The organism is Bradyrhizobium sp. sGM-13, assembly GCF_018398875.1.
Taxonomy (GTDB): domain Bacteria; phylum Pseudomonadota; class Alphaproteobacteria; order Rhizobiales; family Xanthobacteraceae; genus Bradyrhizobium.
Map to the genome: position 1 here is coordinate 19334 of NZ_JAGWDK010000011.1, position 13937 is coordinate 33270.

A 13937-nucleotide genomic window follows, 5' to 3' on the forward strand; every position below is an offset into this window, starting at 1 on the left:
CAAGCTGGACCGACAACGCGTCCGTCGCCGTATCGTTCTGACAGGTTAATCCTGACGCTAGACGTGCCGCGGAATAGGAATTGGTATTTGCCATGGCGCTCAGTTCGGAGCAGCGAGCCAGCCCCGCCTGATGCCGTAGCGGACGATATCCGCGCGGCTATGCAGGCCCTTCTTTTCGGATGCTCGCGCCTTGTAGGTTTCGACGCTTTTGACGCTCACCTCCAACTCGCCGGCGATTTGCTTGTTGCTGAACCCTTGAGCGACCAGCTTGAGCACATCCTCTTCGCGCCGGCTGAGTTCGCCGCCATCGCCGTTATCGGCGGACGTCGGTTCGGGAGCGCTCGTTGACGCCTTGTCGGCGATAGCGGGATCGAGGTAGATGACGCCCTCGTTGACGGCCCTGATCGCGCGAAGCAGTTCGTCTGCGGCGGATCGCTTCAAGAGATATCCCCGTGCGCCAGCCTCGAGAGCCGGATGAATATAGGCGCGGTCTTCATGCACGGTCAGCGCTATGATCTTTACCGCCGGGCATCGCTTGCTCAGCCGGCGCGCGAGTTCCAGGCCGCTGATGTCGGGCAGCGAAAGGTCGATCACCGCAATGTCCGGGGAGCATTCGCAAATCGCCTTCAGCCCCGTTGTCCCCGTATTCGCCTCGCCGACGAGTTCGACCTCGGGCATGCCCTGCAGCAGCGCGCGTATGCCGGCGAGCACGACCGGATGGTCATCCACGAGCGCAATCCGAATGGGCGTCATGCGCCGGTCTCCTGCACTTCCCTCTCCTGCACTTCGAGCGGGATCTGGACAAAGATGGTGCTGCCTTTTCCCGGCGCGGATTCCACCGCGATCGTGCCGCCGAGCAGCGCGACGCGCTCCTTCATGCCGGAGAGGCCAAGTCCGGACGGTTGATCTCCGCCCATCGCATTGCGGCTGACGCTTTCCGGATCGAAGCCAACGCCGTCATCCTCGAGAACGAGCGCCAGCCCGTCCGATTTCTTCTCGAGCACGATACTGACCTTGCTGGCGCTGGCGTGCTTCAGGACGTTGGTCAATCCCTCCTGGACCAATCGATACAGCACCGCCGCGACATCGGGAGGCAGCGAACTATCCCGCCCGAACGTCTGGATATCGATACGAATGCCATAACGCTCCTGCCACTCCGCGACGTAGGCTTCGATCGCTCTGAAGAGTCCGAGGTCGTCGATGGCGGTCGGCCGCAGATCCGACGCGGTGCGGTGAATGTCCCGGCCGATCTGCGCAGCAAGCTGCTCCAGCCATCGCACCTGCTCGGTCGCTGCTTCCGTATTGCCGCCTCTTGCCAATCCCTGTTCGAGCGCCTTCAGCCCGAGCGACAATCCCGTCACCGTCTGGCCGATCTGATCGTGCAGTTCTCGCGAAATCCGGCGCTGCTCTTCTTCCTGGGCCGAAGCCAGGCGACGAAGCAAGTGAGAACGCTCGGCCTCCGCGCGCTTGAGGATATCGATGTCGGCGAGCACGCCGTGAATCACGTGACGCCGGTTGGGCGGACCTTCCGCCCTGCCTGCGGCACGTAACCAGTATTCGCCGCGATCGTCGGATTGAACCGGAAATTCGACGCTGCCCGATTTGCCGCTTTCGAGGCAAGCGCCGCCGAACGAGGCCAGAGCCGCGCGGTGCGGCGGTTCGAGCAACGCAAAGATCCGGTCCGCGGACCATCTGGTTTCGCCCGATCGGTCGCTCGGCAAACCCAGCAATGCGCCAAAGCGGCTGCAACCGCTGAACTCGTTTGCGGTCAGATCCCAGCGCCAGGTACCGAGTTCGGCGGCATCGATGGCGAGCGCGCCGCGTTTTTCGCTGTCCAGCAGCGCTGCGGCCGACTGAAGCGCCTCCATGCGACGCCGTTGCGCGATCTCGCGGGCGATCACCAGTCCAAGCGCGATGGCGAGCCCGACACTCGCCGCCGTTCCTCCGACCAGCAGCCGCAACGAGCGAGACACGGGAGCGTTCAGTTCAGCGACGGGAACACCCACGTGGACCGACCATCCTTCGGTGCCCACCAAGCCGCGATGGACGGTTTCGACATCTATTCCCTCCCGCGTCTGGGTGCGCAGCGAATTCGAGCCGCCGCGGGCAATGGCTTCCTGCACCGCAGGCGTCTTCGCGCTTGCACTGACGGCTCTGGCATCAGGCGTTCGCGCGACAATCTCGTCCTTGGCGTCAATGACGGTGCCGGCCCATCCAGCGGGCAGACCGGCCTGACCAAGAATGGTGCCGATCTGATCGGGCAACAGTCCGACGGTCAGGACGTAGCGAAGTTCGCCCTCTCGAATAACCGGCACACGCAGTGCCACGAGCCGCTTGCCGATGGAGGCCTGGTACGGCCCCAGCCCGCCAAGGACTGGCTTACGTGTGCGGAGCACGGCGTCGAAGCTTTCGCTGTCGGTCACAGGCCCAAGCGGCGCGCCGAGCGGCCGCAATACGTTGAGAACCTGTTCCCGGTCAGGCTTGGTCAGGAAGGCAGTCTCCCACAGCGGACGCGCGGCGACTATACGTTTCGCCTCGCGATAGAAGTCGCTCAAGTTGCCATCATCCAGCGCGGCCGAGCTAGCAAGCGTCTCCGCGACCTGTATTTCGTGGGAAATCTCGCTCTCGATCCGGTGCGCCACTTGCGTCAGCGCCTCGGTGGCAGCTTGGCGGGCGTAGCTTCGTTCCTGGTCGGCGGTGATATAGGCCATCCATCCCCCGAGCAGCAGGACCGGAATGGCAGCCGTCAGAACCAGCGCGGTGAAGAGCCAAACGGCTTCCTTGCTTCGGCCCGAACCGGAGGAGAGCTTGTTACTTAACTCCGCGATCATGGATGCGCGCATGTTGGTTCGCCGGCGAAAACTGACAACGCCGAGGCTCCTTTACGTTGCATTCCCCGATCGGACCAGCCTGACATTCGTCTGCCAAGCGTCAACTTGACGGCCGAGGTCAGGTAATTCCTGACGTTCAACGGCGGAACGAACATCGGAGCGCCGATGATAGATGGTGGGCACGGCGCATGCGCGCCTTTTCCCACCCTACGGAGCACTGCACACTTACGTCGAGTGCACTGGCTGCGGCTCGTCCACGTATCGGTGCGCGAGCCACGACGACAGCGCCGCAGGCACCATGCCGACGATGCCGTAGAGCAGAAACTGCACCGCGCCGGTATCCGGTCCGCGCGAACCATAGAGCAGTTCCGACGCAGCAAATCCGATGGCGGCCACGATCAGGATCCGCACCACGTAAGAAATGCGCTTGACGTGACAGAGAATGTCGTCGATGGCGCCGATCATCAACGCAGGCACGATGCCGAACAGATAGCTGTATTGCAGCGTCTTGGCGAACGCGCCGAGGAATTTCCCGATCTCCGACCAGTTGGTATCGGTCCAGTAGCCCGAGGCCACCGTGGTCGCGAACAGCATCAGGAATCCGCCAACGAAGGGGCCGACGGCTCCGAAGATCAGATAGCGTTTCATGGAACTGCCTCCTGGCGCTGGTTACCCAATACAGCAGCTCAAGGGCCAAGTAAATTTGTCCGGTCCACCTTCCTGTTGCGCGAATTGCCGATAGCACCAGCATCTGAATCCGGCTGCGCTGAGGGGCGGATGAATGAATGTTCAGCATATAAAAACGGCTGGACGCAAGCCTGACGCAACTTCCACACGCTTTCGGACTTATGCTGATGGGAAAAAATGGCAGACGTGGACGGGAGCCTTCGCCTGTAACGGCCGGTCGGTTGGAAAGTTGTTAGGCCAGTCGGTTCCCGCTCGCAGATGGCGCTGAGGCCTGCGATGGCGATTGCGAACTCGCCGAGATTTGGAGCGGGCGAAGCGGCATTGCCGCAATGCAAGAACTTTGGAAGAACCACAGAACCACAGAGGCGACTTCGATGTCCACGCTCACTTCCGCCGTGCAACGGTCCACTCTCGGGCTTCATACGCTCGAACAGTACGAGCCGCTCATCGGCGCTGCGACGGTCGAGCGCATCGCGGCGAAGGCGGATCGGGTGCGCACGATGCGCGTCGCCCATATCAGTTCGACATTCTACGGCGGAGGCGTCACCGAACTGCTCACGCCGCTCACCCTCATGATGAACGCGACCGGCATCGAAACCGACTGGCATCTTATTCAGGGAACGCCGGGCTTCTTTGGCTGCACGAAGAAACTTCACAATACGCTGCAGGGCACCAGCCTGGAATTTTCCGAAGCCGAAAAGACGATCTACGAAGAGGTCGTGTTCGAAAATGCCACGCGGCTTCATCTTGACGACTGCGACGCAGTCATCGTGCATGATCCTCAGCCTCTGCCGCTCATCACGCATTTTTCCGATCGGGAAATGCCGTGGCTCTGGCAATGTCACGTCGATCTGTCGTCGCCGCACGCCTCGGTTTGGGCCTATCTGCGCCAATTCATCGAGCAGTATAACGCAGCTATCTTTTCGCTACCGGAATACGGCCAAAATCTTCAGGTCGGCCAGCATTTCGTCACCCCGGCGATTGATCCGTTCTCGGCGAAAAACCGGGAGATGTCCGACCGCGAGAGACGAGAATTCCTCGGCAACTACAAGATTCCGACAGATCGCCCCTTGGTGACGCAGATTTCCAGGTTCGACCGATGGAAGGACCCGATGGGCGTGATTGAGGCCTTCCGCAAGGCGAGAGAGCAGGTCGATTGCACGCTCGTGCTCGTCGGCAACAATGCCTCCGACGATCCCGAGGGCGAGAAGATTCTCGAAAACATCGAGAGCGTCGTCGATGAAGGCATCATTGTTCTCAGCGTCGACGATCCAACCCTGGTCAACGCGCTGCAGCGCTCTGCCGCCGTGGTCCTGCAGAAGTCGATCCGCGAAGGCTTTGGTCTTACGGTCGCCGAGGCAATGTGGAAGGGCGCCGCCGTCATCGGCGGCGACGTCGGAGGCATCCGGCACCAGATCAAGGACGGATGGAACGGATTTCTGGTGAACACGCCCGATCAGGCGGCCGAAAGAATGGTGCAGCTCCTGAAGCATCCGAGGCTGCGAGAGGAGCTCGGTGCGCGCGCGAAAGAAAGCGTGCGTCAGAACTTTTTGATGAGCCGATTATTGGAGGATTGGTTCGACCTGCTGTCCAAATACGAACGACCGGTGGTTTGACGGTTTGGTTCGATCTCGATGGTAGAAAGCCGATGCGGATTGCCCAGATAGCGCCTCTGGCCGAAAGCGTGCCTCCCAAGCTTTACGGCGGCACCGAGCGCGTGGTGGCGTGGCTGATCGATGAGCTGGTGAGCCTGGGACATGACGTGACATTGTTTGCCAGCGGCGACTCGGCAACGTCAGCCCGGCTTCATGCGGTTTGGCCTCGGGCGCTTCGCCTTGGCCGCCCGCGGACCGACCCGATGATTGCCCAGACAGCGTTATTGGAAGCGGTAGCCCGCAATGCGGCCGAATTCGATATCATTCACGCGCATACCGATTGGCTGCACCTGCCACTCCTGAGCCGGCTCGGCGTTCCGTTTCTAACCACCTGCCACGGGCGCATGGACTTGCCTGGCTTTCCGGACGTGGTCCGCAGCTTTCCCGACGCGCCGTTCGTTTCGATATCGGACAATCAGCGCGTTCCCCTAAGCGAGGCCAACTGGATCGGCACCATTTACCATGGCTTGCCGGCCGACCTGTTTCGGCCTTCGTTCGAGGCCGGGTCCTACCTTGCCTTCCTGGGCCGGCTGACGGCGGAGAAAGGACCGGAAGCCGCCATCCGGATCGCGCGCGCAGCCAAGATGCCGCTTCGTATCGCCGCAAAGGTGCCGCGCGGCGATAGGAGCTACTTCAAGGAACAGCTCGAGCCGCAGATCGATGGCGAGCAGGTGCAGCTCACCGGTGAGGTCAATGATGACGCGAAGCGGCAATTTCTGGCAGGCGCTGCGGCGCTGTTGTTTCCGATCGATTGGCCGGAGCCGTTCGGGCTCGTCATGATCGAGGCCATGGCGTGCGGCACGCCCGTCATCGCGTTCAACTCAGGCTCGGTGCCCGAAGTCATCGACAACGGCATTACCGGCTTTGTCGTAGCGGACGAAGCAGAAGCGGTCGAAGCGATCGGAAGGCTCTCCGAACTCGATCGAAGCCAGGTGCGCGGGCAGTTCGAGAAGAGGTTTACCGCCAGGCGCATGGCGGAAGAATATCTTCGCCATTACACAGCACTGGCTCGCGACCGCGCCAATGAAGCCATTCCGGCATGAGGCGGTGCCGGTGGATATGGACGAGCTACATGCGAATCTGACGTGCTCGTCGTCTGTAGCTACCTTCGGCCGGCCGCCGCTACAGCCGCCACGGGCTCGCCCTTCTTCCCAAGGATCCGGTCGGAGCCGAAACGAATGGTCCACTGCGCCACCGACAGCAGTAGCGATTCATAGATCGCCACGCACTGCTCGAGTTCCCGCTCGGTGGATGGCGGACAGTTCGGACGGTTGCGGACGATCATCGTCGTTGTCGACCAGCTCAGCAGCGCCGCCTTGCACGCGACGATCAGGCCGTATACCCGGTCGGGCTCGAGCAAGGGTTCGATGGCCTCGATCTTGACGTCGGCCTTCAGGGCGAGCGCTGCGACGACATGGGTGTATTCGCCCCGCACCGCAAACCGGTTCACGATCGAATCGTTGAGCTTGCCCGTGCGATTGAGCGCGACGACTTCGCTTTGCGCCTGGGTATAATCAATCGCCTTCCGGGCCGCGTCACCCTGTCCGGCAGCCCCGGCAGAACCTTGGGTTTTCTTCCGCGCAACAGGTCGCGACGCTGTCAAGAAACGCGCGCGGACCACGTCGGCAACTCTGCCCAGAAGCTCCCGAAGCAGGTTGCCGGGAATGTCCAATCGAAGCCCGAGCTTTTCCGCGAGGACTTCGTCACGCTCGGCCCGCCCCACCAGCGTCGCGTAGCCGCATTCGGAGAAGCGCGCGCCGGCGTTGCGCGCGAGCGCGCTGGAGACGTGGACGTCGCCAAATCGCATCAGCGCGTCTGTGAGCGCTTCATTGAGGATCCTTCTGTCCGATATTGCCAACAAATGCTGCTGGCTGCGGCTTTTGACGATTTCAAGGAGGTCGGCTTCGGACAGGCAGTTGGAGCATCTGAGAACCGGTGCCGCCAGCAAGTGGTTTTCGTGAAATGCAAGCTTGCGGATGGTCTGGCGTGGGGCGCGGTCGATGGTGGAAAGGGCTTCGCTGAGCTGGACCACGGTTCTCGCGTCCACCCGCTCGATCAGGTGGGCGAGAACGCCATCGACGGCTGCGATCTGCGATTCACCAAGACGATCGACACTGGACAGGAACAGGTCCGTCACTTCCCCGAAAATCCGGGCGTCGTGCTCGGGTCCCTCCTTTTCGGCGCCATTCAATTCCGCGCGCAAATTCGGCGATGCAGCAGGCATGGCTATGCCGCCTCCGCACCGGTCGTGCCGGCTCGCCGCGTCACCTTACGGCCCACCGCGCGGATGGCCGGCATCTTCGTGAATCCATCGGCAGCGGCATGAACACGCATTTGAGTGCCATTCGACAGGCTGGTCCCGGCAGCCTTTTCACTTCACGACAGCAATGAGGCGGGTGCGAGCAATAGCCGCTGATCGTACTCAGCCTTCCCTAACGGGTGGTTGTTCCGGAACGCTGATTTTGCGCATTTTTACGGAGTTTTGGGCAGGTGAAGGCAGGCCGGCCATCTGCCGGGGTTAGGGCCAAGCAGCATCGGCTTCGGCGGACCACCGGATAACCGAAGTCATGGTTGCGTCATGAACGGGACGACGGCGAATGATGTTTCGCCCGCCGTTCGCCGGCCTGTTCGATCACGGCTGAGACGGCGTCCGGAAGACTCGCATCTGTTCCTTCTCCGGAACCGTCAGGCTGACACACAGAAGCGCAGCGCAAAACGTGAGTCGTTTTCACTTTCCGCTTCGCTCGACGTGGCGCGCACGCAACAGTCTTGAGAAGTGTTGGCGTGAGCCATTGCAGCTTCGCAGCGAGCCATTGCAGCTTCGCAGCATTGGCGCATAATTCGCGTGGGGCCGCGCAGCACTTTTCGATTCGGACATCGGCAGAAATCGAGCAACCACACCGGGTGAGTTCCCGGTGACGGACGACGTGTGCGGCAGCGCAAACCGCGTGCAGCGCCCCCAATGAAGAGCGGCCAGCACCGCACGCAACCCTGCACGCAACCCTTGGGGAACGGCTCAATGACTATCCATCGCACAATCAAGATCGCACTTCTCTTCGCCCTCGCCTTTGCGGTGACCGCACTTTCCGCACGCCCAAGCCTCGCCTTCTCGGAGGCGCAGCAGATGTGCACCGGCGACGCCATGCGGCTATGCGGCCATGAAGTCCCTAACGTCCAGCGAATCACCGCCTGCATGGTCAGGAACCGCGCGCATGTCAGCCCGGGCTGCCGCGCCGTGATGGAGCGCGAAGGCGCCGCACGGCGACGAGCCGCCTCCGCAGAGCGGTAGGCTGCTTCGCTCGAAGACGAACGCAGACGGCCTCGGCAGAGCTGCGAGCAATGCTGAGGCCGTTTTTGTGTTGGACTGTTTTGCGACGCTCGCGGCAATCGATGGCTTACCGCGATGGATATCGGCTCACGCTTGAGCGCGCATCGGGGGCGCTCTCCGCCCCTACTCTCCCCACAGTGCGAACGCGTCATTGAACGCGCGTTCGCCCGGAGAGCCCTTTTCGATCGCGATGATAGCGCGGCGCTGGTTGACGTAGACCAGCGGCACGTCGAACCAGGAGCGCTCCTTCAGGAGCTGCAAATTGCGGGCGCGGTCGGAATCGACGTTGGAAAGGCCGACCAGGAAGAAGCCGTCGGTCACTTTCACGGCGAGCCCCGCCAGCGGCGTGCCGCGCGCCTGCTCGTTGGACTTCATCAAAATGCCCGGCACGTTGCCCACGCCGCCGCCGGAAAAATCCTGCGGCAGGATGAAGGTCAATTCCGCGGTGTGGCTCGCCGGCAGCGAGGTATCGGTGTTGCGGCGGAACGACATCGTCATCTTGAACTTGCGGTCGGGAATCTCGATATCGGCGCGCACGGCAACGTCCGGCTTCTGATTGCCGCTCGCCTTGATCGGTTCGGTGCGCCAGATCACCGAGCCGACATACTGCTTGCCCTTGGGATCGGACGGATCCTCGTCGTACAGCACGACGCGCTGCGCCACGGGTGCCACGTTCTCGCTCGACGACGGCTGGCCGACGCGGTCGGGAATCTTCGGGCGCGACTGCGGCGCGGCCGGATCCTTTGGCGCTTCCACCACAGACGAGGATTTGAACAGGCCGCTCACGGCTGTCACGACCGACTTGCCCCAGAGGATGCCGGCGCCGACCAGAATGAGCACGATGCCGACCGCAATCGCGCTCTTGAACGGAAATGCCGCGCGCTTCTTTGGCGGCTCGCGGTCGCGGTCCTGCGACAGCCGCGGACGGTCGCGCAACGGCGGCGGCGCGTAACGGTCGGCTTCCGCCTGCGATTCGTCATACGAATACGGCACCTCGGGATCGGCGCCGCGGTCCTCCATGTTCGGCTCGAGCCGGTCGAATTCCGGCGAGGGCGACGGCACGTTGGCATAGGTCTTCCGCGCGTTGCGGTTGGCTTGCGCCGCGGCGCGGCCAAGATCGTCGGCATCGGCTGCGATGTCGCGGAAGCCGCGCATGCCGGGCGGCTGTGGCGGCGTCGGCGGACCACCATTATCCGGGCCGCGACGTGGGCCGCGCTCGCGAGGCGGCGATGGCGGCAGGCCAGCATCCTGCGTCGGAATCTGCGGCGGCTGCGGGCGCGGCGCGCCGGGCGGTGGCGCATCGGCGCGCAGATTGCGCGGCGGACGTGGCTCCTCGCCAAGCGGCGGACGGCCATCGCGCGAGGGGCCTTGAGAAGGCGGACGCGGGCGCGGCGTACCCGGCGGCGTGGCAGCGGCTTCCGGCGGGCGGGCATTGGCGCGGCGGAAGGCATCGCCGCCGCGCGCAGCCCCGCCACCGCCGCCGGGCCGCGAAGCCTCGCGGGCGCGCTGGGCGGCTTCCGATTCGACCTTGCGCACGGCCTCTTCGAGCGACAGCCGCTCGCGGGTGATTTCGGATTCGGAAAGCGGCGGCTGCACGCTGCGCAACTGCGCGATCAGCGCGGTACGCGCCCGCTCATAGAGCGCACGGCGGCTCTCGCCTGGAGCATTGGGGTCCAGGCCGGCGATAGCGCGTGCAATCAGCGGGTAATAATCAGCCATTTCTCTTCAATACTGCAGCCCCGGCGGTAACATCCCGTTAAGCCTCAAACGGGTTCTGCACCAAGATAGTATCCTCGCGTTCGGGGCTGGTGGAAAGCAATGCGATCGGACAACCCACGAGTTCCTCGACCCGGCGGACATATTTAATGGCCTGGGCCGGCAGATCCGCCCAGGAGCGGGCATTGGCGGTCGGCTCTTTCCAGCCCTCGATGGTCTCGTAGACCGGCACCACCCGGGCCTGGGCGCCCTCGCCCGCCGGCAGATGGTCGATTTCCTTGCCGTCCAGCATATAGCCGGTGCAGACCTCGATGGTGTCGAAGCCGTCGAGAATATCGAGCTTTGTAAGCGCCAGACCCGTGATGCCGCAAGTGCGGACCGTTTGCCGCACCAGGGCGGCGTCGAACCAGCCGCAGCGGCGCGGGCGGCCGGTGTTGGTGCCGAACTCGCGGCCCCGCTCGCCGATCTTGCGGCCGATCTCGTTGTCCTGCTCGGTTGGGAACGGGCCCTGGCCGACGCGGGTCGTATAGGCCTTGCAGATGCCGAGCACGTAGCCGACCGCGCTCGCGCCCATGCCGGTGCCGGTCGCTGCCTGTGCGGCGACCGTGTTGGATGAGGTGACGTAGGGATAGGTGCCGTGGTCGACATCGAGCAGCGCACCCTGCGCGCCTTCGAACAGGATGCGCTTGCCCTCGCGGCGCTTGAGATCCAGCAGCCGCCACACCGTCTCCGCATAGGGCAACAGCTTTGGCGCCAGCGCGGTAAGCTCTTTCAGAATGCCGTTGCCGTCGATCTCCTCGAGATTGAGCCCACGGCGCAGCGCATTGTGGTGCGCCAGCAGCCGATCGATCTTGTGCGGCAACGTGTCGAGGTCGGCCAGGTCCATCAGGCGAATCGCGCGGCGGCCGACCTTGTCCTCATAGGCCGGGCCGATGCCGCGGCGCGTGGTGCCGATCGCGGTGACGGCGTTACTGGATTCGCGCAGCGCATCGAGGTCGCGATGCAAGGGCAGAATCAGCGTGACGTTTTCGGCAATGCGCAGGTTTTCCGGACCGACGGCAACGCCCTGCCCCTTCAGCCGCACCACCTCGTCGAGGAAGGCTTGCGGATCGAACACCACGCCATTGCCGATCACGGCAAGCTTCGACGGCCGCAGCACGCCGGACGGCAGCAGCGCGAGCTTGTAGGTCTCGCCGTTGATGACGAGCGTATGGCCGGCATTATGGCCGCCCTGGAAGCGCACGACGATATCGGCCTGCTCCGACAACCAGTCGACGATCTTGCCCTTCCCCTCGTCACCCCACTGGGCGCCGACGACGACAACATTGGCCATTTTTAAGGTGTTCCCTGCAAATCTCTTGGTTCCAGCATGATTTCACCGGCGAACCGATACCTGTGTTTCCGGACCATGCTCTAAGCTCACCCAGCCAAAATCACGGCCGGGGCCGCTCGCGTGCAGGGCGCCCCACCGGATAAAGGAAGCGGCCGATCTAGGCAAGCAAGAAGGCGGCTTTAAGGGGGCCTTAGAAGGGCTCCAACCCATTGATATCCCCGTAAAATCCTGGCCATCCCGGCCTTGCACGGGGAAGAAACGCATTAATGTTCGGCAATGATGGAAAGGCCATGTCCAAAACCACCCGTGCGACGCTAGCGCTGGAAAAGCTCGGCGTGAAATTCGCCCTGCACGCTTATGACTACGACCCGGATGCAGCGAGCATCGGGCTGCAGGCGGCGGAAGCGCTCGGCGTGCTGCCCGCGCGCGTGTTGAAGACGCTGATGGCCGAGGCCGATGGCAAGCCGGTCTGCGCCGTGGTGCCGTCGGACTGCGAGGTCAGCATGAAAAAGCTCGCGACCGCGTTCGGCGCCAAGTCGGCGAAGATGATGCGGCCGGCCGATGCCGAACGGCTGACCGGCTATCACGTCGGCGGCATCTCGCCGTTCGGACAGAAGAAGCGCGTCCCGGTCGCGATCGAAGAAGCCGCGCTCGGCCATACCAGCGTGTTCCTCAATGGCGGCCAGCGCGGCCTGCAGATCGAACTCGATCCCAACGACGCCATGAAGGCTGCGGGCGCGATCGCGTGCGCGCTCGTGGCGTGAGCTGCGTTCGCCGCGGCGCAGCCCTATTTGGTGAGTTTGGGCTGCGTCTGCGCCCATAGCATCGCCTCGATGATGGCCTGGCGCAGTTTCGGGCGCTGCTCTTCATCGCATTCGATGAACGCCAGAATGGAATTGGCGCGAACGGCAAACTGGTGACGTGTTTCGGCTTCGGCTTCTTCGGCCGACATCGGCTTGCTCAAGGAATGACCCATCATCTGCAAGAAATTCAGTGTCACGGACAGGCGAAACGCTTCAAAGCGGAGTCGCGCAAACCGTGGTCCCAAGGATCGAACGAACGCCCAATACTGAAAGCAGCTCGGAATAACTCACTGCATGTGCCGCCGAAAAACAAACGAAGGTTGGGTCACATGAATCAATCGTCCTTTGATTGCACACCTGCCTACCCGCTGGCAACCCCGAACAGCCAGCAAGGCGGGCTGCATGGTCGCGATGCATCCTGCACCATTGATGAGCGGCGCAAATCGGTGTCTGTGACCAGGGCCGGGCCACATTCCGGCCCGGCGTCGATCGCCGGGCGGGCCGCGGCGCCATGACCGGGCCCAATCTTGGTTTGACGCGTTTTCTTTACGCGAACCGGTGTCCACCCCCGGATCAAGTCCGAGGGCATGCTTCGCTCGAAAACGCTATGGATCGCGAATGTCGGCTACCGAACAGACTTCACCCGCACGATCGGGGAACTGGCTCGCCAATCAGCCTTATCTGCTGCTCAGCATCACCGCGCTGTGCTGGGCCGGCAATGCCATCGTCGGGCGGCTGGCCGCCGGCCACATTCCGCCGGTGACGCTATCGTTCCTGCGCTGGTGGTTCGCGTTCCTAATCATCCTGCCGTTTGCCTGGAAGCATCTCGTCAAGGACTGGGCTGCGATCCGCGGCCGGCTCGGCATCATGGTCGTGCTCTCGATCACCGGCATCGGGGCCTTCAACACGCTGCAATATTGGGCGCTCGAGCACACCCAGGCGCTGAACACGCTGTTGTTGCAGTCGGCGGGACCGCTGGTGGTCGCGGTGTGGTCGCTCGTGCTGCTCGGCGTGCGGCTGACGCTGGCGCAGGCGGCCGGCGTTCTGCTCTCGATGGCCGGCGTGCTGGTGATCATCCTGCACGGCGATCTCACCACGCTGTCGAAGATCGACTTCAATATCGGCGATCTGATTTTCCTGGTCGCGCTCGCGATCTTCGGGATCTATTCGGTGCTGTCGTTGAAGCGTCCGGATATCCACGGTCTGTCGTTCGTCGCCTTCACCTTCGGCGCCGGCGCGGCCTGCCTGATTCCGCTGTTCATCTGGGAATTGTTCGCGCGGCCGCTGATGCAGATCGACGCGGCGAACCTGCTGACGCTCGCTTACGTCGCGCTGTTCCCATCGACGATCGCCTATCTCTGCTTCAATCGCGGCGTGCAGATGATCGGCGCCAACCGCGCAGCACCCTTCTTTCACGTGGTACCGGTGTTCGGCACCGTCATGTCGATCATCTTCCTCGGTGAGCACCCGCAGGCGTTCCACTTCATCAGCTTTGCGCTGGTGCTGACGGGAGTGTTTGTGGCGTCACGAAAGCCTCGAACTGCCTAGGACCTGTGAGCTCAAGCGGACATACCTTTGGGCACA

The 13937-nt window shown here is 63.1% G+C and carries 12 protein-coding genes; 5 read left to right on the forward strand and 7 right to left on the reverse strand.

Annotated elements, in window-relative coordinates; all coding sequences use genetic code 11:
• Positions 1–99 precede the first annotated feature (99 nt).
• The 3 genes from KJQ96_RS18155 to KJQ96_RS18165 form a co-directional block, all read right to left on the reverse strand.
• Entirely contained in the window at positions 100–753 is a 654-nt protein-coding gene (locus tag KJQ96_RS18155; RefSeq protein WP_213287947.1) for a response regulator transcription factor, read from the reverse strand.
• Positions 750–2843, reverse strand: a complete 2094-nt coding sequence (locus tag KJQ96_RS18160; protein WP_249734189.1) for an ATP-binding protein — start codon at positions 2841–2843, stop codon at positions 750–752. Before KJQ96_RS18160 ends, KJQ96_RS18155 begins: the two co-directional genes overlap by 4 nt.
• 213 nt (positions 2844–3056) lie before the next feature.
• Positions 3057–3479 (reverse strand): DUF5413 family protein, encoded by a 423-nt coding sequence (locus tag KJQ96_RS18165; protein WP_213287948.1) that lies wholly within the window; start codon positions 3477–3479, stop codon positions 3057–3059.
• Between the two features lie 413 nt (positions 3480–3892).
• Here KJQ96_RS18165 and KJQ96_RS18170 point away from each other — a divergent pair, with 413 nt between their 5' ends.
• The gene (locus KJQ96_RS18170; protein WP_213287949.1) at positions 3893–5134 is read left to right on the forward strand and encodes a glycosyltransferase; all 1242 of its coding nucleotides are present in this window, start codon (positions 3893–3895) and stop codon (positions 5132–5134) included.
• A gap of 32 nt (positions 5135–5166) precedes the next feature.
• Positions 5167–6216, forward strand: a complete 1050-nt coding sequence (locus KJQ96_RS18175) for a glycosyltransferase family 4 protein (protein ID WP_213287950.1) — start codon at positions 5167–5169, stop codon at positions 6214–6216.
• 59 nt (positions 6217–6275) lie between these two features.
• Here the strand turns inward: KJQ96_RS18175 and KJQ96_RS18180 are convergent, their stop codons facing one another.
• On the reverse strand, positions 6276–7397 hold the full coding sequence (locus KJQ96_RS18180) for a DUF2336 domain-containing protein (protein WP_213287951.1): 1122 nt from the start codon (positions 7395–7397) through the stop codon (positions 6276–6278).
• Between the two features lie 795 nt (positions 7398–8192).
• On the opposite strand from KJQ96_RS18180, the gene KJQ96_RS18185 reads away from it, so the two are divergent.
• Positions 8193–8462: a hypothetical protein gene (locus tag KJQ96_RS18185; protein WP_213287952.1), complete on the forward strand. Its 270-nt coding sequence runs from the start codon at positions 8193–8195 to the stop codon at positions 8460–8462.
• 162 nt (positions 8463–8624) lie between these two features.
• Here the strand turns inward: KJQ96_RS18185 and KJQ96_RS18190 are convergent, their stop codons facing one another.
• On the reverse strand, positions 8625–10220 hold the full coding sequence (locus KJQ96_RS18190) for a hypothetical protein (RefSeq protein WP_213287953.1): 1596 nt from the start codon (positions 10218–10220) through the stop codon (positions 8625–8627).
• A gap of 37 nt (positions 10221–10257) precedes the next feature.
• Positions 10258–11550, reverse strand: coding sequence for an adenylosuccinate synthase (locus tag KJQ96_RS18195; RefSeq protein WP_028349437.1), 1293 nt, complete (start codon positions 11548–11550; stop codon positions 10258–10260).
• A gap of 290 nt (positions 11551–11840) precedes the next feature.
• Between KJQ96_RS18195 and ybaK the strand changes: the two genes are divergently transcribed.
• On the forward strand, positions 11841–12314 hold the full coding sequence (gene ybaK, locus KJQ96_RS18200) for a Cys-tRNA(Pro) deacylase (RefSeq protein WP_213287954.1): 474 nt from the start codon (positions 11841–11843) through the stop codon (positions 12312–12314).
• A 23-nt stretch (positions 12315–12337) separates the two neighbouring features.
• Here the strand turns inward: ybaK and KJQ96_RS18205 are convergent, their stop codons facing one another.
• Positions 12338–12502, reverse strand: a complete 165-nt coding sequence (locus tag KJQ96_RS18205; protein ID WP_213287955.1) for a hypothetical protein — start codon at positions 12500–12502, stop codon at positions 12338–12340.
• Positions 12503–12971: 469 nt separating this feature from the next.
• Between KJQ96_RS18205 and KJQ96_RS18210 the strand changes: the two genes are divergently transcribed.
• Positions 12972–13901 carry a DMT family transporter gene (locus KJQ96_RS18210; protein ID WP_213287956.1) on the forward strand — a complete coding sequence of 310 codons (930 nt, stop codon included), beginning with the start codon at positions 12972–12974 and terminating at the stop codon, positions 13899–13901.
• Positions 13902–13937 lie beyond the last annotated feature (36 nt).

Coding starts and splice junctions, on each gene's coding strand:
- KJQ96_RS18155 (WP_213287947.1), bottom strand. CDS start 753: ATGACGCCCATTCGGATTGCGCTCGTGGATGACCATCCGGTCGTGCTC.
- KJQ96_RS18160 (WP_249734189.1), bottom strand. CDS start 2,843: ATGCGCGCATCCATGATCGCGGAGTTAAGTAACAAGCTCTCCTCCGGT.
- KJQ96_RS18165 (WP_213287948.1), bottom strand. CDS start 3,479: ATGAAACGCTATCTGATCTTCGGAGCCGTCGGCCCCTTCGTTGGCGGA.
- KJQ96_RS18170 (WP_213287949.1), top strand. CDS start 3,893: ATGTCCACGCTCACTTCCGCCGTGCAACGGTCCACTCTCGGGCTTCAT.
- KJQ96_RS18175 (WP_213287950.1), top strand. CDS start 5,167: ATGCGGATTGCCCAGATAGCGCCTCTGGCCGAAAGCGTGCCTCCCAAG.
- KJQ96_RS18180 (WP_213287951.1), bottom strand. CDS start 7,397: ATGCCTGCTGCATCGCCGAATTTGCGCGCGGAATTGAATGGCGCCGAA.
- KJQ96_RS18185 (WP_213287952.1), top strand. CDS start 8,193: ATGACTATCCATCGCACAATCAAGATCGCACTTCTCTTCGCCCTCGCC.
- KJQ96_RS18190 (WP_213287953.1), bottom strand. CDS start 10,220: ATGGCTGATTATTACCCGCTGATTGCACGCGCTATCGCCGGCCTGGAC.
- KJQ96_RS18195 (WP_028349437.1), bottom strand. CDS start 11,550: ATGGCCAATGTTGTCGTCGTCGGCGCCCAGTGGGGTGACGAGGGGAAG.
- ybaK (WP_213287954.1), top strand. CDS start 11,841: ATGTCCAAAACCACCCGTGCGACGCTAGCGCTGGAAAAGCTCGGCGTG.
- KJQ96_RS18205 (WP_213287955.1), bottom strand. CDS start 12,502: ATGTCGGCCGAAGAAGCCGAAGCCGAAACACGTCACCAGTTTGCCGTT.
- KJQ96_RS18210 (WP_213287956.1), top strand. CDS start 12,972: ATGTCGGCTACCGAACAGACTTCACCCGCACGATCGGGGAACTGGCTC.